The organism is Streptomyces sp. NPDC006643, from assembly GCF_042870175.1.
Lineage (GTDB): Bacteria > Actinomycetota > Actinomycetes > Streptomycetales > Streptomycetaceae > Streptomyces.
The window spans coordinates 188,079-204,628 of record NZ_JBIAHA010000015.1 but is presented as its reverse complement, the minus strand read 5'-3'; the positions used below and the strand labels follow the sequence as shown (position 1 = coordinate 204,628).

The following is a 16,550-nucleotide window of genomic DNA, read 5'->3' as shown; positions in this document are numbered from 1 at the left end:
TTCAGGTGAGGCGGCTGCGGACGGCGGCGGAGAGCCGGTCCACGAGGACGATCAGGACCACGACCACGAGGATGTGCGTGAGCATCTCGTCGAACTTGAACAGCCGGATGGACTGGTTGATGAGGAAGCCGATGCCGCCCGCGCCGACCAGGCCGAGCACGAGCGACGAGCGGACGTTCACGTCGAACCGGTAGAGCAGCAGCCCGGCCAGTTGCGGCGCGACCGTGGGCAGCAGGGCGTGTACGGCCACCTGGACGCGGCCGGCGCCGGCCGAGCGCAGAGCCTGGGCGGGCCCGGGGTCGGCGTCCTCCAGGGCCTCGGCCCAGAGCTTGCCCATCACACCGACGTTGTGGCACACCAGCGCCAGCACGCCCGGGAACGGCCCGAGGCCGACGGCGGTCACGAAGACCAGGGCGAACACCACATCGGGTACGGCGCGCAGGAACGACAGGACGGACCGCGCCGCCTGGTAGACCGAGCCCGACGGCGCGGTGCCGCGCGCGGCGAGCAGCGCCAGCACCAGCGAGAACGGCACGGACAGCGTCGTACCGAGCAGTCCGATCCACAGGGTGACGAGCGCGGCCGAGAGGCTGGGTTCGAGGACTCCCCACGACAGGTCGGGCGGGACGGCCTCGGCGAGGAAGTCGGCCATGCCGCGCCAGCCCTCGGCCAGGGCGCCGAAGGACACGTCGGTGGCCCGCCACGCCACGATGTGCGCGGCCACGACGGCCGATGTGACGAGCAGGCCGATCGCCAGGGTCCTGGGCACCCGGGGCCGGGGAGGTACGGGCAGGCGGCGGATCTCCGTCGTCATGACACGGCCTCCAGGGCGGCGGGTCGGTAGAGGGCGTCGACGGGCTGGTCGGGCGCGCCGTCGAGCACGACCCGGCCGGCCCGCAGGCCGACGACGCGGTCGGCGTGACGTGCGGCGTAGGCGGGCTGGTGCAGTACGGCGAGTACGGCCAGCCGCTCCTCGTGGGCGAGTTCGGCGAGCAGGCCGAGTACCTGCTCGGAGGCGGCCGGGTCCAGGGCGGAGACCGGTTCGTCGGCGAGCAGCACGCGCGAGCGCTGGCACAGGGCGCGGGCCATGGCGACCCGCTGCTGCTGGCCGCCGGAGAGGCTGCCGGCCCGGTCGTGGGCGCGGTCGGCGAGACCGACGCGGTCCAGGCAGGCCATCGCCTCCTCCTTGACCTCGTCCGGGAATCCGAGGAGCGACGAGCGCAGCGGAAGCCGGCCGAGCGCACCGGCGCACACGTTGTTCAGAACGGAGCGCCGGCGGACGAGATGGATCTGCTGGAAGACCAGCGCGATGTCGAGCCGGTCGCCCGGCCGGCCGTCGACGGTCACGGTGCCCGCCGTGAGCGGTACGAGCCCGGCGGCGGCGCGCAGCAGTGTCGACTTGCCCGAGCCGTTGGCTCCGAGCACGGCGAGCAGTTCGCCCTGTGCGACGGTGACGTCCACGCCGTGCAGTACGGGCCGCTCGCCGAAGCGCACGGTGATCCCGGAGAGTTCGAGCATCAGACGTCCTTCTCGGTGAGCCCGAGCGAGTCGGCCAGTTCGAACAGCGGCCGGTAGGTGGACTTGTCCACGGTGACCAGCGGTCCGGGCGGGCTGACGTCGAGCAGGGCGCCGATCTCCGCGACCGCCGCCGGATCGAGGCCGAGGAGGGCGTCGTGCACGGCGGTCTTGAACGCGGCGGGCAGGTCGCCCCGTACGGTGATCGGGTCGTTGGGTATCGGGTCCGAGTTCCAGATCCGGCGGAACTTCGACGCGTCGAAGGTGCCCGCCTCCTTGGCGCTGGACAGCTGCTGCGAGTTGATCTCGGCGGCGTCGACCGCGCCGTTGACGAGCGCGAGCAGCGCCTCCGGATGACCTCCCGCGTAGTTGAGCTTCACGTCGTCCTTGGCCAGGCCCGCGTCCAGCAGCGCCTTGCGGGGCAGGGCGTCGCCCGAGGTGGAGCCGATCGACGCCAGGGCGAGGGATTTGCCGCGCAGTTGCTCGATGGAGGTGACGGAGGACTTGGCGGGGACCCAGATGCCGGCGGTGTAGCTGGACAGCTTGCCGTCGGCGTCGCCGAAGGAGGCGACGGCCTCGGCGTCGGCGCGCTTGGCGGCGAAGACATAGCCGAGCGGCCCGAAGATGCCGATGTCGAGCTTGCGGTTCTCCATGGCGAGCACCTCGGCCGAGTAGTCCTCGGTGATCGTCAGCTCGACGGGACAGTCCAGGGACTTCGACAGCGCGTCGGCGAGCACCTTCGCGGCCGGGGTGAGCCGGGCGGGGTCCTCGAACGGCTCGACCCCGAAGCGGATCCTTCCGTCCGGGCAGGTCGCCGAGGAGGCGGCCGACTCGGCGGAGCCGCCGCAGCCGGTGAGGAGCGTGACGGTGGCGAGACCCGCCACGAGGGCGGCCGTGAGGGTGGAACGGCGGACGGACACAGCGGACTCCGAAAGACGGGTTGGGGGGTGTCCCGGGCGCGGTGCGGGCTTGCGGCAACGCTCACAGTTCGCACCGCGGCCGGTCAATGGCTTGTATTGACAAGTCATCGTCTATTCATGTGCTGGCAGCCGGACGGTCAGACCTGGCGGCCGGGAAAGGTCAGGCCTGGTGGCCGAGAAGGTCAGACCTGGTGGCCGAGATCGTCCGCCGTACGCCGGACCTCGAACAGCCGCCTGCCGTCCCGGTTGATCCAGGTCGCGGTGAGTGTCGCCGGGGACACCGTGGTGTCGGCGACCAGCTTGAGGAACACATGCGGTTCGACCGCGCTGTGGACCAGGTTCGGGTTCGGGACGTTCAGGCTCGGGATCGTGCGGTCGTGCAGCGGGCTGACGATGTACTGCCACAGGTCGTAGCCGACGCGCGGCCCGTAGTTCAGGGCACGTGAGACATGGATGTCACCGCCGACGAGGAAGCAGCCGGGGATGCGCTCGGCGGCGACGTAATCAAGGATCGCGTCCTTCTCGTGCTGGTACGTGGCCCAGTCGTCGGACTCGGAATTGCCCTTGTCGTCCCAGATCATGCCGGTGGCGATGGCCTTGAAGGTGGCGGTGCTGCTCCTGAGCCCCGCGCGCAGCCAGTCCCACTGGACCTGCCCGAGACAGGTGCGCTCGGCCGGATCCGCCCAGCTCGGGCCGGTGTTGCTGAACCAGCGCGGGTCGAGGAGGAACACCTCGACCGGGCCGCGCCGGAAAGAGGTGTAGACGCCCTGGCCGTCCGTCCTGGTGGTGAGCGGCCTGCCGTCGGCGCCGTGGCCGAACGTGGCGTTGGCCCGGTGGTCGACGAAGGCGGTACGGGTGTTCTTCTTGCCGGTGAAGCCTCCGTCGATGTCGTTGCCGCCGAAGTCGTGGTCGTCCCAGGTGCCCCAGACGGGCATGGACGCGACCATGCCCGCGATCTCCGGCTGCACCAGGAACTCGCGGTGCTTGGCGCGCGCCACGGCGAGGTCGCCGGAGTCGACGTACGGGGTGTCGCCGAGCAGTACGAAGCTGTCGCAGCCCTCCTCGCGCACCCGCGTCCAGACCGTGCTCGGCGTGGAGGGCGCGCACGAGCCAAGACCCATGGTGACGACGGCGGGCAGCCCCGCCGGGGGCGCGGTGGTGAAGGAGCCCGTCAGCGGGGCGAAGCCGGGCGCGGCGGTCCGCGGCGTGATCGTGAAGTCGTAGCGCGTGTCCGGCCGCAGGCCCCGGACGTCAACCAGAAGGGTGTCGTCGTTGGCCGTGGACACCTGGGCGGTGGCCATGACCGACTGGCCGGACCCCGCGCGTACGGCGCAGCGCCACACCGGGTGGACCGCCGGGTCCAGGCCCGGTCTCGCCCAGATCCGGGCGGTGGTCTCGTCCACATGCCCCACCAGCGGGCCCGCCGGGGGCTGGGGCGGCATGGGGGTGGGAGCGACGGCGGGCGCGGTGCCGGCCCGCACACGCGCCACATAGCCGGCGAGGGCGGTGAAGAACGTGACGCTGTCCCGTACGGCCGCCGCGGGCTGCACCGGCGCACCGGACGCGTCGAAGCACTTGTCGACGGTGAGGCTGGAGACGAGGAACCGGCCCGATCCGTGCGCGCCCTCCAGCAGCGACGGCGAGGCGCCCGCGGCCGTACACGCCAGCAGCACGCGCATCCCCCGCCAGGACCCGAAGGTCTCCCAGCTGACCCGGACGCCGGACGCCCGGCCGGTCAGGACGCGGCCCGACACCACCGGCAGCGCGGAGACCAGCGGGTGGTCGGCGGCCATGGGGTGGATCGTGTCGTGGTCGGTGTCGGTGCGTACGGCCCGCAGGGCGGACGGCAGATACGGTACGGCCGCGCCGAACTGGTCGGACTGCGCGAGGTCGAGCACCACCCCGCCGCCCGCCACGAAATCACCCAACGAGGCCGTCTGGGCGGCCACATAGGCGGTGTAGCGCGCGTCGTTGTTGGTGAAACCGCCGAACGCGATCAGGTCGGCGCCCTGCGCGGTGGCCGGCCGGGACAGATCCAGCGGGGCCACAGAGAACCCGGCGCGGCGCAGCAGTTCGGCGAGACCGGTGGCCTTCGTCCACTGGTCGGCGAACTCCAGCACCGCCGCGCGCGGCGGTGCCTGGGCGCCGGCCGCGCCCGTGGTCAGGGCGAGGGACGGGGCGGCGCCGACGGCGGTCAGCGCGGCGGCCACGCCCCCGACGACGAGCGAACGGCGGTGGATTCCTTCATGGGTCATGGTGTCCTCCTTGGCCGAAACCGTCCCAGCGGCGGGGAACCCCGGCAATAGCTTGTAGTGACAAGTCATGTGCTGTTCATGTCCGAGTCCTCGATCGGTCACGATCGGCGGCCACCTGTAGAGTCAGGTGCATGAAGGAACCTCTGCACCGGTCCGTCGCGGCCGAGTTGCGCCGGCGTATTCGCAGCGGCGCGATCGAGGTGGGGCAGACGCTGCCCTCGGAGGCCGACCTCTGCCAGGAGTTCTCGGCCTCACGCGGTCCGGTACGACAGGCGCTGGCCACCCTGCGGGACGAGGGCCTGATCGGCGGCGGCCAGGGCAAACGCGCCGTGGTGCTGGACGCCGTACCGACCCAGCCGTTCGAGTCGTTCCTGTCCTTCACCACCCGCGCCGAGATCACCGGCCATGTGCCGGGCCAGCGACTTCAGGAGATCGCGCTGCGCCGGCCCGACGCGACGGTCGCCGCCGCCCTCCAGATCGACGCCGACGACCTGGTGGTCCAACTCCTGCGGCTGCGCCTGCTGGACGGCCGGCCCGCGATGCTGGAGCGGATGACCTACACCGAACCGGTCGGCCGCCCGCTGCTGAACGCGAACCTCGACGCCGGCTCGATCTACGCCCTGCTCACCACCTGGGGCGTCGACCTGGACTCCGCGCGCCACACCTTCGACGCCGTCGCGGCCGACGCCACCGACTCGGCGCTGCTGGACGTACCGGTGGGCTCGCCGCTGCTGCGGGAGCGACGGCTGACGACGGACTCACGCGGCGTACCGATCGAATGGTCCGACGACCGTTACCGCCCCGACGTGGCCACCGTGACGGTCACCAACACCCGTACGGCACGCACCGCGATGCTCTAGTCCGGGCACCCGGGGTCATCCCAGCCCCGGAGCCAACGCCTGTCGCGGGGCGGCGGCGCCGCGCGCCGCCTCGATCGCGGCATCCACGCGGTCCAGCGGATACGTCGTCCCGACGAGGTCCGCGAAGGGGAACGTGCGGTGGTGCTCCGTCAGGAACCGCACCGCCGTCAGCAGGTCCTCGGGCCGGTAGTTGTGTACGCCGACGACGGTGTGCAGCCCACGGACCAGCCGCTCGGGATCCAGCGGTACGGGCTCCCCCGGCGACACCGACCCCACGAGCACGGCCACGCCGCCCACCGCGAGGGAGTCCAGACACATCCGTACGGCGGCGGGTTGCCCGGAGAACTCCAGTGCCACATCGAACGAGCCCGCCGGCGCCGAGCCGTCACCGACGTCCCGCGCGCCGAACGCCAGAGCCTGCCGCCGCCGGACCGGATCCGGGTCGACCGCGACCACCCGGGCACCCGCCGTCGTCGCCATCGCCACCGCCGTCAGCCCGAGCATCCCCGCGCCCGTCACCAACACCCGCCGCTCCGCGACCGTCCCGGCAGCCACCAGCGCGGCGGCGACGGTCGCGGTGGCACAGGACGCCGGACTGGCGACCACGTCCGGAACCTCGTCGGGCACCGCCACGACGGCCGTACCCGGCAGAACCACACAGTGCGTGGCGAACCCGCCCGTCAACGGGGCGTCTTCCAGCAGCGGTTGGTGCCCGTACTTGCTCAACTCCAGGCACTTCTGCGTCAGTCCGCGTTCGCACCGCTCACACCCCCCGCACGACGCGGTGACCGACCACACCACCCGCGCCCCGACCCCCACCAGAGCCCCATCAACCCCCCGCACACCCCCCGCCCCCACCCCGACCACGGTCCCCACCTGCTCATGCCCCAGCACGGCCGGCACCGGGGAGGGCCGCTTCCCACCCACGGTATGCAGATCGCTCCCGCACACGGTGGCCAGATCGACCCGGACCAGCAGCTCCCCGCGGCCGGGGACCTGGGGAGTGCTGTCCGAGACAACGGTGAAGGGCCGGTCCACACCGTTCCACCGCGCGTAGCGGACGGGGACGGTGTCCATCGAAGAGTTCATGGAGGGAACTTGTCATGGCTCCGCGCCAGACACCAAGCATTGTAGATACAAGTTCGCGCGGTGTTCACCTTGCACCGGCTCCCGTTCGTACCCGTTCGTACGGATCGGTCAACCCGCAGCCGCCCTCGGCCAGAAGCTCGATCGGGTGAACCCTCGCCCGACGAGCTGGTCATGTTCCGCCGCCGAGGGGCGCGGGAAGCGCCGGGAGCGACAGCGCCGAGGGGCTCCGCTCCCGGTCTGAAGGCGTGCCGGTGACTCCTAGGGTGCGGATCATGAGCATTCCTACCGAGCCGATCGGCAGCCTTCCCCGTCCACAGGCGCTGATCCAGGCGTACGCCGACCATGCCGCCGGGCGAGTGGACGACGCTGAACTGGCGCGCCTTCAGGGCGAGGCCGTCGCCGACACCCTCGCCCAGCTGGAGAAGCTGGGCAGCCCGGTCCTGGTCGACGGCGACCAGGGCAAGCCCAGTTCACTCACCTACCCGCTCACCGGCCTGGCGGGCCTGGATCCCGACGGTCCTGTCATCCCCTTCGCCGACGGGCACACCCGGCAGCTGCCCGTCCTGACCGGCGGACCGTTCCGCTACCAGGTGCGGGCCGAGACCTACCTCCGCGCCGCCCGCGAACGCACCGACCTCCCGGTCAAGCAGGCAGTCGTCGCACCCTCGGCCCTGAGCCTGCTCCACCCGGCCGGCGGCATCGACGGATACTCCCGTGAGTCGTTCCTGAACGACCTCGCCGACGAGTCCGAGGCCGACATCCGCGGCTGCCTCACCGCGGGCGCGCACCGCGTGCAACTGGACTTCACCGAGGCCCGGCTGTCGCTGAAGCTCGACCCGTCCGGCAGTCTCCTCGACGACTTCGTCGCCCTCAACAACAAGGTCGTGGGCCGGTTCACCGAAGACGAGCGGGCCCGTCTCGGCGTACACACCGACCCCGGGGCCGACCAGGACTCCACCCACAGCCTCGACGTCGACTACGCCGAGCTGCTGCCCAAGCTGTTCCAGCTCACGGTCGGCAACTTCTACCTCCAGCTGGCCGGCGAGCCGGACCGCGAACGCGTCCTGCGGATCGTCGCCGACCAGCTGCGCCCCGGAATCCGCGTGTTCGTCGGCGTCACCGACCCGATCGACCCCAGGATCGAGACCCCCGAGGAGGTACGCGACCGCGTCCTGGAGGCCGCCCGCCACATCCCGGCCGACCAGCTGGGCACCTGCGACGACGCCGGCTTCGCCCCCTTCGCCGACGACACCTCCACCTCAAGGGAGACCGCCTTCGCCAAGATCGAGGCCCGCCTGCGCGGCACCGAACTCGCCGCCCAGGCTCTCGGCCTGTAGCCACGGCGATGGCACCCGCTGGAGCGGCGGGTCTCCAGCCGCAGTCCAAAAGATCATGCTCTTCCAGAACGGCTGGTGGTTCGTCAGTACACAGCGACTCGCTCACTCGGGAAGCGCTGTGTGACGCGGGGTAGCGTCCGGTAAGGCCAATCGCGGAAGGGACGTCACCGCATGCCGCACAGCACTGTCGCCGCCGACGGGCACGAGCAGCGCGGTCTGATCCTCGACTTCGCCGGAGTGCTCACCGCCAGTCCCGTCGACGTCCACCGCGCCTGGTGCGTCTCCGAAGGGCTGGCGCCCGGAGCATGGCGCGGCACTCTCGGCGATCATCCCGAAGGGCGCCGCCTCTACACGGCGTTGGAGATCGGCGAGATAGGGCAGACCGAGTGGAACCGGCGCACGGCCGCTCTCCTCGGGAAGCACGTCGATCCCGTGAACCTGATGGGGCGGGCCTGGGCCGAGGTGCCCGCGGCCGGCCGGATGGCGGCGCTAGCCCGTTCCGCGCGTGCGGCCGGCCATCGGCTGGCGTTGCTGTCCAACAGCTTCGGCCTCGATCCGTTCAACCCGTACGAACACGTCGGCGTCTGGGACCTGTTCGACGTACACGTCGTGTCCGAACTGGTGGGGCTGGCCAAGCCCGACCCGGCCATCTACCAGCTCGCCCTCGAACTCATCGGCGTCCCGGCCGAGCGGTGCGTCTTCGTGGATGATCACGCGCTCAACCTCCCGCCGGCCGCCGAGCTGGGCATCACCACCGTCCACGCGACGGACGAGGCCACCGCGGTGGCCGAGCTGGAGACGCTCCTCGGCGTGACGGCGGCGTCCGCCACGTAGGCCCAACTGCGGTCCGGTCAAAGCCTGTCGGCACCAGTGCGCCACCCAGTGCTGTCCGTGCGGATCCGCCGGAGGACACCACCGCGGAGCGCATGAAGGCGCTCCGCGTGCGGAAACCCACAGCGGCGGGCCTGCCTCTGGGCCCGCATGAGCCGCTTCGCATTGCCCAGCTCTCCTCCGGGAGGGCGGGGACGCTTTCGTCGTGTTCGGCGCGCCCGGGGATGGATAGGCTCCCGACCATGACTGACCTCGTGCAGGTGTCCACCGCCACCGAGACCCGTGAACAGGCCGTCCGGCTCGCGCAGTCCGTCGTACGTGAGCGCCTGGCCGCCGGAGCGCAGATCATCGGCCCCGTCACGTCAGTCTTCTGGCACAAGGGCGAGTTCGGCACGGGCGAGGAGTGGCAACTCCTGATGAAGACCCGCTCCGACCGGTATCCGGCCCTGGAAGCACACCTGTTGGAGCATCACCCCTGGGACAGCCCCGAGGTCAGTGCCGTCCCCATCGTGGCTGGTGCGGAATCCTGCCTGCGCTGGGTGATGTCCAGCACCGAAGCCGAGTAACTCGTCAGGCCGCCGCCTTGGCCGGCGCGGCGTCCGCGGCTGCCAGTCCGCAGTGGGCGCCGGACCCAAGTGGCAGGGCGAGAAGCTGAGCGGACGTGACCGTGGTCGCCCGATACAGAACGGCCAAGGCGGCAGCGCCCCCGCCCCGGAAGCGGCACGGCCTGATGAAGGACCGGCCTTACGGGACCCCTTCATGGTGTTCGTGGACCCGGCGACATCGGAGCCGTACACCATCACCCGCTGATCCGAACGGCCCCGCTCACCGGGCACATCCGATGGGCGGGGCTTCGTCATGTCGTGATCGTTCGCACTTCGGGCCGGCACTGTCCGAGAAATGACGAAAGCCCAGAGGGGGCAGTCCCCCTCTGGGCTTTCTCTGTAGGCCGTGTGGGACTCGAACCCACAACCAATGGATTAAAAGTCCACTGCTCTGCCAATTGAGCTAACGGCCCCTGACGAGTCATCCACGAGCATAGCCCGCCCGGGGCGGCGAGCCGATCGGGTATCCCCCCGGTAGGGGGTGGAGCACGGGGCGGGGCCCGTAGCGCAGCCGGGTTCGGTGCGGTACGGGCCCCGTCGTGCTTGGTGGTGGGGCGGTCAGCCGTTGCGCTTCCAGCGCGGCTTGTCGTCGCGGCGGCCGAACGAGCCCGTGCTCGTGCCCGTACCGGTCGTGCCTCCGCGGTGGTCGTCGCGGCGGCCCGACGGGCGGTCGTGGCCGCCGGAGCGGAAGCCGCCCGAGGGGCGGTCGTCGCGGCGGTCGCGGTTGAACGGGCGGTCACCGGTGGGACGGTGGTCCCGGCCCTGGAACGGACGGGCGCCGTCGCGGCGGTCGTCCCTGCGGTCGCGGTTGAAGCCGCCTTCCTTGCGGTCGTCGCGGCGGAAGCCGCCACCGGCCGGCCGGTCGTCACGACGCTGGAAACCGCCGCTCGCGGGCCTGTCGTCACGGCGCTGGAAGCCACCGCGGTCACCACCGCGGTCGTCACGGCGGTCGTCCCTGCGGAAGCCGCCTTCCTTGCGGTCGTCACGGCGCTGGAAGCCGCCACGGTCACCGCTGCCGCCGTCGCGCGGCGTGTAGCCCTTCGCGCCACCACGGCCGCTGCGCTCGCCGCGGTCGTCCCGCCGCGCGTAGTTGCCACGGTCGTCACGCGACGTCTGCGCCGGGACGGCCGCGATCGCCGCCGCCGCCTCGATGGCCGCCGCTGCCTCAGCCGCGACCTCGGCCACCGCCGCCTCCGGGTCGTCCCCGCGCTCGCGCGCCGCACGCGCGACGAGGCGGTCGGCCTCCTCGCGCAGTTCGCCGGCGCGGCGCTGGAGGCGCTCCAGCTCCTTGGTGAGGTCGGCGACCTCGCGCTCCGCCTGCTTGGCGGAGTTGTTCGCGGAGTCGGCCTGCACCTCGGTCAGCGAACGCGCGCCGGTGATCTCAGCGACCTCCGGCTCGAACGCGCCCGCTCCGGCGACCATGTGACGCGCGGCGTCGACGCCCGCGTCCTCCATCAGCCGGAAGATCTGGCGGCGCTGGTGCGGCAGGGCCAGCGAGACGACGACGCCGGACTTGCCGGCGCGCGCCGTACGGCCCGAACGGTGCAGGTAGTCCTTGTGGTCACCGGCCGGGTCCACGTTCAGAACCAGGTCGATGCCGTCGACGTGGATACCGCGGGCGGCCACGTCGGTCGCGACGAGCGCGTTGACGAGACCTTCCTTGAAGTCCGCCAGCGTCCGCGTCCGCGCGCCCTGCGTCATGCCGCCGTGCAGCGCGTCCGCCTTGACGCCCGAGTCGCGCAGCTGCTCGGCGATACGGTCGGCGCCCAGCTGCGTACGGACGAAGATGATCGTGCGGCCCTTGCGCGCCGCGATGGCGGCCGTGACGGGCGCCTTGTCCTTGGGCTTCACGACGAGCACGTGGTGGCTCATGGTCGTGACGTTGCCCTGCGCGCTGTCGACCTCGTGGTGCACGGGGTTCTTCAGGTAGCGCTTGACCAGCGTGCTGATCTCGTTCTCCATCGTGGCGGAGAAGAGCATGCGCTGGCCGCCGGCCGGCACCTGGTCGAGCAGTTCGGTGACCTCGGGCAGGAAGCCCAGGTCGGACATCTGGTCGGCCTCGTCGAGGACCGCGATCTGCACGTTCTCCAGCGAGCACGCGCCGCGGTTGATGATGTCGCGCAGCCGGCCGGGGGTGGCGACGAGGACGTCGACGCCACGCTCCAGCGCGTAGATCTGGTTGCCCATCGACGTACCGCCGCAGACGACCTTCATCTTCAGGCCGAGCACGTCGCCGTACGGCTGGAGGGCGTCGGCGACCTGCATCGCCAGCTCGCGGGTCGGGGTCAGGATGACGCCGCGGGGCTTCTTCTTCTCGGTGTGGCCCTCGGTGAGGGTGGCCAGCAGCGGCAGACCGAAGGAGAGGGTCTTGCCGGAGCCGGTACGGCCGCGGCCCAGGATGTCCTTGCCGGCCAGGGCGTCCGGGATGGTCGCGGCCTGGATCGGGAAGGGCGCGACGACGCCGTTCTGGGCGAGCTTGCGGACGATGCCTTCGGGCAACCCCAGGTCGCCGAAGGTGATTTCGGGAGTCTTCGGGGCGGCGGGGGTCTCCGCCGTCTCCGTCGTCTCGACCGTTTCGGTCGACTCCGGGGTCTCTACGGCCTCTGAGGTCGCTACGGCCGCTGCCGGCACGCTCTCGATCGAGTCGTCGGAGACGTTCTCGGGCATGACGGTGTGGTCAGTACTGGAAATGGACATGCGAAATGCGAAACCTTCCGGAGTCTCGGCACGCGCCCAAACTCCGTGATTCGCAATTCGACCGCCTCAATGCGGTCAGCCACGGCAAGGGAGAGTACGCGCCACGCGGCGCTCTTCTGTGTCGGCGCCAGGCAATGATCAAACGATCTACTACCATACGCACCGCTCCCCCTCCCTGGCAAACCGCCCCCCGCGCGACCCGCCTCACACCGGCCCCATCTGCGGCGACGCCGCGGGCTCCTTCAGCATCCCGTACCCGTCCCCGGGCGACAGCGCGCTCGTCCGTACGTCCGCCATCGGCGACGCCGTCGGCGGCTCCGGCGGACCGCTCGGCTCGGGCTGCGTCGGCGGCTCCGGATCGGGGTCCGGCAGCGGCGGCTCGGAGGCCGGCGGCGGGGTACGCGTCGGCTGTTCCGCGGGCGGTACGTCACCGTCCGGCGGCCTCGGCGCCGGCGGAAGCGGCTTGCCGTCCGGGCCCTTCGACGGTTTCGCCGCCGGGTCGCCCGACTTCTCCGCCGCCCCCGGCTTGCCCTTCTCACCGTGCTTGCCGGAGTGCTCGGCGCCCTTCGGCCCCGCCTCGCCCCGGCCGTCCACCGGCAGACCGACACCGGCGTCCGCCGCCGTGCCACCGTCCGGCTCGGCGACGGACCCGTGCTGCTCCGCCGATCGCGAGGGGGCCGGCTTCCCTTCGTCGTCGCCGACGCTCATGCAGCCCGTGGAGGTGGCGACCGCCATCGAGGTGACGATCCAGACGGCGAAACGGCCGGTGGCGGACAAACGGCCGGCGGCGGACAACTGGCGCACGCGGGGCACCTCCGGGGGCGTGGAACGGCTCGCCCACCGAAGGAGGCCCGACGGCGCCCGACGGCAGGGGAATGATTGCCCTGCTCAACTTCCGTTGCCCCACTAGGGACACGCCCGGCACCCGCCCAACCGACTCCGGGCCGTGCCGGGCCGTACCGGGCAGTGCCGTGCCGTCAGAGCGCCCCCAGCTCCCACCCGGCCCACACCGCACCCAGACCCACCAGCAGCGACCCCGTCACATACGCGCCCGCCAGCAGCGGCTTCCCGCGCTCAGCCAGCCGCAGCGTCTCGTACGAGAAGGTCGAGTACGTTGTGAGCGCCCCGCACAGCCCCGTGCCGAGCAGGGTGTACGCCGCCGACGACACCGCCGCCCCGGCCAGCACGCCCAGCACCAGGCTCCCCGCCACGTTGACGGCGAACGTCCCCCACGGGAACAGGGTTTCGTGCCACGTCTGCACCATACGGTCCGTCAGATACCGCAGCGGCGCGCCGATCGCGCCCCCCACGACGACCAGCAGCCAGTTCACGGCGCCGCCACCGGCCCCACGGCCCGCCGCGTCACCGTCGCCGCCAGCCACACCGCCGCCAGCGCGGCCACGAGCGTCACGGCCGCGTACCCGAACGCCCCCGGCGCCTCCCCGTGCCTTACCAGCCGCAGGAAGTCCAGCGTGTACGTCGAGAACGTCGTGAAGCCGCCCAGCACCCCCACCCCGAGGAACGGCCGCACCAGCGGACGCACCGACCGGCCGCCCTCGGCGACCAGCACCATCAGCACACCGATCAGCCCGCAGCCCACCACGTTCACCACGAACGTCGTCCAGGGAAAGGTCCCGTCGGGGGTGGGCCACAGGCGCTCCGCGCCGTACCGCGCCGTCGCGCCCGCCGCACCGCCCGCCGAGATGACGGCCAGCACCTGCCACAGCCGGTGCCCAGCCGTCTCGGCGCGCTGACCGGGCAGCCGCAGATCGACATCGGGGTCGACCGGTTCCACAGAATCCGCAGAATCCACAGAATCCGCAGGATCGACAGGATCGACAGGATCGACAGGGTCACCCGGCCCGACAGGATCCCCCGCCGCGCTCACCCGTACCCCAGCTCGTGCAGCCGCTCGTCGTCGATCCCGAAGTGGTGCGCGATCTCGTGCACCACCGTGATCTCCGTCTCGGCCACCACTTCCTCGCGCGTCTCGCACATCCGCAGCGTCGGCCCCCGGTAGATCGTGATCCGGTCCGGCAGCACCCCCGCGTACCACTCGCCGCGGTCGGTCAGCGGAGTCCCCTCGTAGAGCCCGAGCAGATCGGGGTCGAACTCCTCCCCCGACTCCTTCGCCGAGGCGGGGTCCGGCTCGTCCTCCACGAACACCGCGACGTTGTCCATCAGCCGCATCAGCTCCGGCGGGATCCGGTCGAGCGCCTCGGCCACCAGTTCTTCGAACTCCTCGCGCGTCATCTCCAGCACCCCGCCATTGTCACGCAGGTCCGCGGGATCGGGGGCCACCAAGATCGGGGAAAGGCGACGCCCGCGCATGATCCCTCACCCCCCTGGGCATACGCGCCCAATGGCCCGCGACGTACGCCGTGTCCCGTTCCGTACCGCGCTCGGAGCGATCAGCCGAATCCCACAGCGATTCCAACGGCGGTTCCAACGGCACTACCGGTCCCGCGGCTCCGTCCCGACCAGCGCCCTCGTCAGCTCCCCGCACCCCTACAGCCGCGCGCTCGGCCTCGTCGCCGTCGTGCTGTTCGGCGCCTGGCTCGGGCTGCTGATCGTCGGCAGCGTCCGTACGCCGGTCGGGCCCATGGACACGAAGATGACCCTGCGGCCCTCCCTCACCGGCGGCACGAAGATCAACGTCTCGCCGCTGGGCGCCCTGGAGCTGGACTCGCACACGGCCCCGATCCGCCTCGACGTCGACGTCGACCAGCTCGACCCGGTCCGCTCACAGGCCCTCGTCGAGCACCCCGAACGTCTCTCCGGCCTCCAGGACGAGGTCGCGCACGACGTCTCGGCCGGGGCCACGGAGCTGGCCGTACGGTCCTGTGTCGCGGTCGTCTCCGGCGCCACCGCCCTCGGCCTGGCCGTCTACCGCCGCCCGCGCCGCGCGCTGGCCGCCGGCGGGCTCGCCCTCGCCCTGCTGGCCGCGGCCGGCGTCACGGCGTTCGCGACCTGGAATCCGAAATCGGTCCTGGAGCCCCGCTTCTCCGGGCTGCTCTCCTCGGCCCCGCAGGTCGTCGGCAGCGCGCGCTCGATCGTCACCGAATTCGACGTCTACCAGAAGGAGTTGGCGCGCCTGGTCACCAACGTGACCAAGCTGTACGACGCGACGTCGACCCTGCCCTCGTACCAGCCGGACCCCGGCACCCTGCGCGTCCTCCAGGTCTCCGACATCCATCTCAACCCCGCCGCGTGGGCCATCATCGGCTCGCTCGTGAAGCAGTACAAGATCGACCTGATCATCGACTCCGGCGACACCATGGACCACGGATCGGCCGCCGAGAACAGCTTCCTCGACCCGATCCCCGACCTCGGCGCCCCGTACGTCTGGGTCCGCGGCAACCACGACTCGGCCGCCACCCAGAAGTATCTGCGGGGCCTGAAGAACGTCCATGTCCTCGACAACGGCCGCGCCGTCACCGTCGCCGGGATCCGGGTGGCGGGCACGGGCGATCCGCAGTTCACCCCCGACCGCTCGCTGCCCAACGGCGGTGATCCGGCCGAGGAGATGGCGGGCGTCCGGCTGGCGTCGGCCATCCGCGACCAGGAGCGGGCGGGCACCCCGGTGGACATCGCCGTCGCGCACAACCCGATCGCCGCCAGGGAGACCGACGGCACCGTCCCGCTCGTGCTGGCCGGCCATGTCCACCACCGCGACACCGAGATCATGCCGCTCGGTACGCGCCTGAAGATCGAGGGTTCGGCGGGCGGCGGCGGGCTGCGCGCGGTGCAGAACGACGAGCCGGAGAAGGTCCGCGCCTCGCTGCTCTATCTGGACAGCACGACGAAGCGGCTCCAGGCGTGGGACGAGATCACCCTGGGTGGTCTGGGGCTGACGACGGCGGAGGTCAGCCGCCATCTCCCGGAGGAGGCGGGCGTACCGGGCACGGACCCGTCACCGTCGGCACCACCCTCGGGGTCCCCGTCCGGATCCCCCTCCGGAACGCCCTCCGGATCCCCCTCGGGCGCACAGTCCGGACCGGCGTCCGGACCGCCGTCCGGCTCCCGCTCCCCCTCCCCGTAAACCGTTTTGGCGATAGCTCCCCGCATCCCATATGCTTCTCACGTCCCCGACGCGCTACCAAGCGCCCAGGCGGGCCCTTAGCCCTCATCGTCTAGTGGCCCAGGACGCCGCCCTTTCAAGGCGGTAGCACGGGTTCGAATCCCGTTGGGGGCACGCAACACCGTGTGCGAGACTCGTCTCGCACATTGCTTGGTCCTGTGGAGCAGTTTGGAGTGCTCGCCACCCTGTCAAGGTGGAGGCCGCGGGTTCAAATCCCGTCAGGACCGCTGTGGCTCGCGAGAGCCGCGTGGCTGGGTAGCTCAGTTGGTACGAGCGATCGCCTGAAAAGCGATAGGTCGCCGGTTCGATCCCGGCCCCAGCCACTCCTCTTCTTCAGCAAGTGCTCAGCAAGACCCCAGC

At 71.5% G+C, this 16,550-nt stretch carries 15 protein-coding genes and 4 tRNA genes; 8 read left to right on the top strand and 11 right to left on the bottom strand.

Going from position 1 to position 16,550, the window contains the following annotated elements:
• Window position 1: 1 nt before the first annotated feature.
• The 4 genes from phnE to ACFYNU_RS21600 all read right to left on the bottom strand — a co-directional run bounded on the left by phnE (window position 2) and on the right by ACFYNU_RS21600 (window position 4,690).
• Complete coding sequence (phnE, locus tag ACFYNU_RS21615) at window positions 2-814, bottom strand: phosphonate ABC transporter, permease protein PhnE (RefSeq protein WP_356596024.1); 813 nt, start codon at window positions 812-814, stop codon at window positions 2-4.
• Window positions 811-1,518: an ATP-binding cassette domain-containing protein gene (locus ACFYNU_RS21610; RefSeq protein WP_356596022.1), complete on the bottom strand. Its 708-nt coding sequence runs from the start codon at window positions 1,516-1,518 to the stop codon at window positions 811-813. Before ACFYNU_RS21610 ends, phnE begins: the two co-directional genes overlap by 4 nt.
• A complete protein-coding gene (locus tag ACFYNU_RS21605; RefSeq protein WP_356596020.1) occupies window positions 1,518-2,435 on the bottom strand; it encodes a phosphate/phosphite/phosphonate ABC transporter substrate-binding protein in 918 nt (305 codons plus the stop codon). The genes ACFYNU_RS21610 and ACFYNU_RS21605 overlap by 1 nt, the downstream gene beginning before the upstream one ends.
• Before the next feature lie 182 nt (window positions 2,436-2,617).
• Complete coding sequence (locus ACFYNU_RS21600) at window positions 2,618-4,690, bottom strand: alkaline phosphatase D family protein (RefSeq protein WP_356596018.1); 2,073 nt, start codon at window positions 4,688-4,690, stop codon at window positions 2,618-2,620.
• A 131-nt stretch (window positions 4,691-4,821) separates the two neighbouring features.
• Between ACFYNU_RS21600 and ACFYNU_RS21595 the strand changes: the two genes are divergently transcribed.
• Window positions 4,822-5,550 carry a GntR family transcriptional regulator gene (locus ACFYNU_RS21595; RefSeq protein ID WP_356596016.1) on the top strand — a complete coding sequence of 243 codons (729 nt, stop codon included), beginning with the start codon at window positions 4,822-4,824 and terminating at the stop codon, window positions 5,548-5,550.
• Window positions 5,551-5,565: 15 nt separating this feature from the next.
• Here ACFYNU_RS21595 and ACFYNU_RS21590 read toward each other — a convergent pair whose 3' ends face one another.
• Window positions 5,566-6,639 (bottom strand): zinc-binding dehydrogenase, encoded by a 1,074-nt coding sequence (locus ACFYNU_RS21590; protein ID WP_356596014.1) that lies wholly within the window; start codon window positions 6,637-6,639, stop codon window positions 5,566-5,568.
• Between the two features lie 272 nt (window positions 6,640-6,911).
• Here ACFYNU_RS21590 and ACFYNU_RS21585 point away from each other — a divergent pair, with 272 nt between their 5' ends.
• The 3 genes from ACFYNU_RS21585 (at window position 6,912) to cutA (ending at window position 9,373) form a co-directional block, all read left to right on the top strand.
• The gene (locus tag ACFYNU_RS21585) at window positions 6,912-7,976 is read left to right on the top strand and encodes a cobalamin-independent methionine synthase II family protein (RefSeq protein ID WP_356596012.1); all 1,065 of its coding nucleotides are present in this window, start codon (window positions 6,912-6,914) and stop codon (window positions 7,974-7,976) included.
• 171 nt (window positions 7,977-8,147) lie between these two features.
• On the top strand, window positions 8,148-8,810 hold the full coding sequence (locus ACFYNU_RS21580) for an HAD-IA family hydrolase (RefSeq protein WP_356596010.1): 663 nt from the start codon (window positions 8,148-8,150) through the stop codon (window positions 8,808-8,810).
• Window positions 8,811-9,049: 239 nt separating this feature from the next.
• A complete protein-coding gene (gene cutA / locus ACFYNU_RS21575; protein ID WP_356596008.1) occupies window positions 9,050-9,373 on the top strand; it encodes a divalent-cation tolerance protein CutA in 324 nt (107 codons plus the stop codon).
• A gap of 379 nt (window positions 9,374-9,752) precedes the next feature.
• Here the strand turns inward: cutA and ACFYNU_RS21570 are convergent.
• The 6 genes from ACFYNU_RS21570 to ACFYNU_RS21545 form a co-directional block, all read right to left on the bottom strand.
• Window positions 9,753-9,825 (bottom strand) — tRNA-Lys (locus ACFYNU_RS21570).
• A 145-nt stretch (window positions 9,826-9,970) separates the two neighbouring features.
• Complete coding sequence (locus tag ACFYNU_RS21565; protein ID WP_356596006.1) at window positions 9,971-12,109, bottom strand: DEAD/DEAH box helicase; 2,139 nt, start codon at window positions 12,107-12,109, stop codon at window positions 9,971-9,973.
• 204 nt (window positions 12,110-12,313) lie between these two features.
• Window positions 12,314-12,913 (bottom strand): hypothetical protein, encoded by a 600-nt coding sequence (locus ACFYNU_RS21560; protein ID WP_356596004.1) that lies wholly within the window; start codon window positions 12,911-12,913, stop codon window positions 12,314-12,316.
• A gap of 173 nt (window positions 12,914-13,086) precedes the next feature.
• Window positions 13,087-13,440: a fluoride efflux transporter CrcB gene (crcB, locus tag ACFYNU_RS21555; RefSeq protein ID WP_356596002.1), complete on the bottom strand. Its 354-nt coding sequence runs from the start codon at window positions 13,438-13,440 to the stop codon at window positions 13,087-13,089.
• Window positions 13,437-13,904, bottom strand: coding sequence for a CrcB family protein (locus ACFYNU_RS21550; protein ID WP_356596000.1), 468 nt, complete (start codon window positions 13,902-13,904; stop codon window positions 13,437-13,439). Before ACFYNU_RS21550 ends, crcB begins: the two co-directional genes overlap by 4 nt.
• Window positions 13,905-13,993: 89 nt before the next feature.
• Entirely contained in the window at window positions 13,994-14,371 is a 378-nt protein-coding gene (locus tag ACFYNU_RS21545) for a metallopeptidase family protein (RefSeq protein WP_023540541.1), read from the bottom strand.
• Window positions 14,372-14,471: 100 nt separating this feature from the next.
• Here ACFYNU_RS21545 and ACFYNU_RS21540 point away from each other — a divergent pair, with 100 nt between their 5' ends.
• The 4 genes from ACFYNU_RS21540 to ACFYNU_RS21525 all read left to right on the top strand — a co-directional run bounded on the left by ACFYNU_RS21540 (window position 14,472) and on the right by ACFYNU_RS21525 (window position 16,513).
• Window positions 14,472-16,151, top strand: a complete 1,680-nt coding sequence (locus ACFYNU_RS21540) for a metallophosphoesterase (protein WP_356595998.1) — start codon at window positions 14,472-14,474, stop codon at window positions 16,149-16,151.
• An 80-nt stretch (window positions 16,152-16,231) separates the two neighbouring features.
• Window positions 16,232-16,304, top strand: a tRNA-Glu gene (locus ACFYNU_RS21535).
• A gap of 38 nt (window positions 16,305-16,342) precedes the next feature.
• Window positions 16,343-16,417 (top strand) — tRNA-Asp (locus ACFYNU_RS21530).
• A gap of 22 nt (window positions 16,418-16,439) precedes the next feature.
• Window positions 16,440-16,513, top strand: a tRNA-Phe gene (locus ACFYNU_RS21525).
• Window positions 16,514-16,550: the final 37 nt, after the last annotated feature.

Coding starts and splice junctions, on each gene's coding strand:
- phnE (WP_356596024.1), bottom strand. CDS start 814: ATGACGACGGAGATCCGCCGCCTGCCCGTACCTCCCCGGCCCCGGGTG.
- ACFYNU_RS21610 (WP_356596022.1), bottom strand. CDS start 1,518: ATGCTCGAACTCTCCGGGATCACCGTGCGCTTCGGCGAGCGGCCCGTA.
- ACFYNU_RS21600 (WP_356596018.1), bottom strand. CDS start 4,690: ATGACCCATGAAGGAATCCACCGCCGTTCGCTCGTCGTCGGGGGCGTG.
- ACFYNU_RS21595 (WP_356596016.1), top strand. CDS start 4,822: ATGAAGGAACCTCTGCACCGGTCCGTCGCGGCCGAGTTGCGCCGGCGT.
- ACFYNU_RS21590 (WP_356596014.1), bottom strand. CDS start 6,639: ATGAACTCTTCGATGGACACCGTCCCCGTCCGCTACGCGCGGTGGAAC.
- ACFYNU_RS21585 (WP_356596012.1), top strand. CDS start 6,912: ATGAGCATTCCTACCGAGCCGATCGGCAGCCTTCCCCGTCCACAGGCG.
- ACFYNU_RS21580 (WP_356596010.1), top strand. CDS start 8,148: ATGCCGCACAGCACTGTCGCCGCCGACGGGCACGAGCAGCGCGGTCTG.
- cutA (WP_356596008.1), top strand. CDS start 9,050: ATGACTGACCTCGTGCAGGTGTCCACCGCCACCGAGACCCGTGAACAG.
- ACFYNU_RS21565 (WP_356596006.1), bottom strand. CDS start 12,109: ATGTCCATTTCCAGTACTGACCACACCGTCATGCCCGAGAACGTCTCC.
- ACFYNU_RS21540 (WP_356595998.1), top strand. CDS start 14,472: ATGGCCCGCGACGTACGCCGTGTCCCGTTCCGTACCGCGCTCGGAGCG.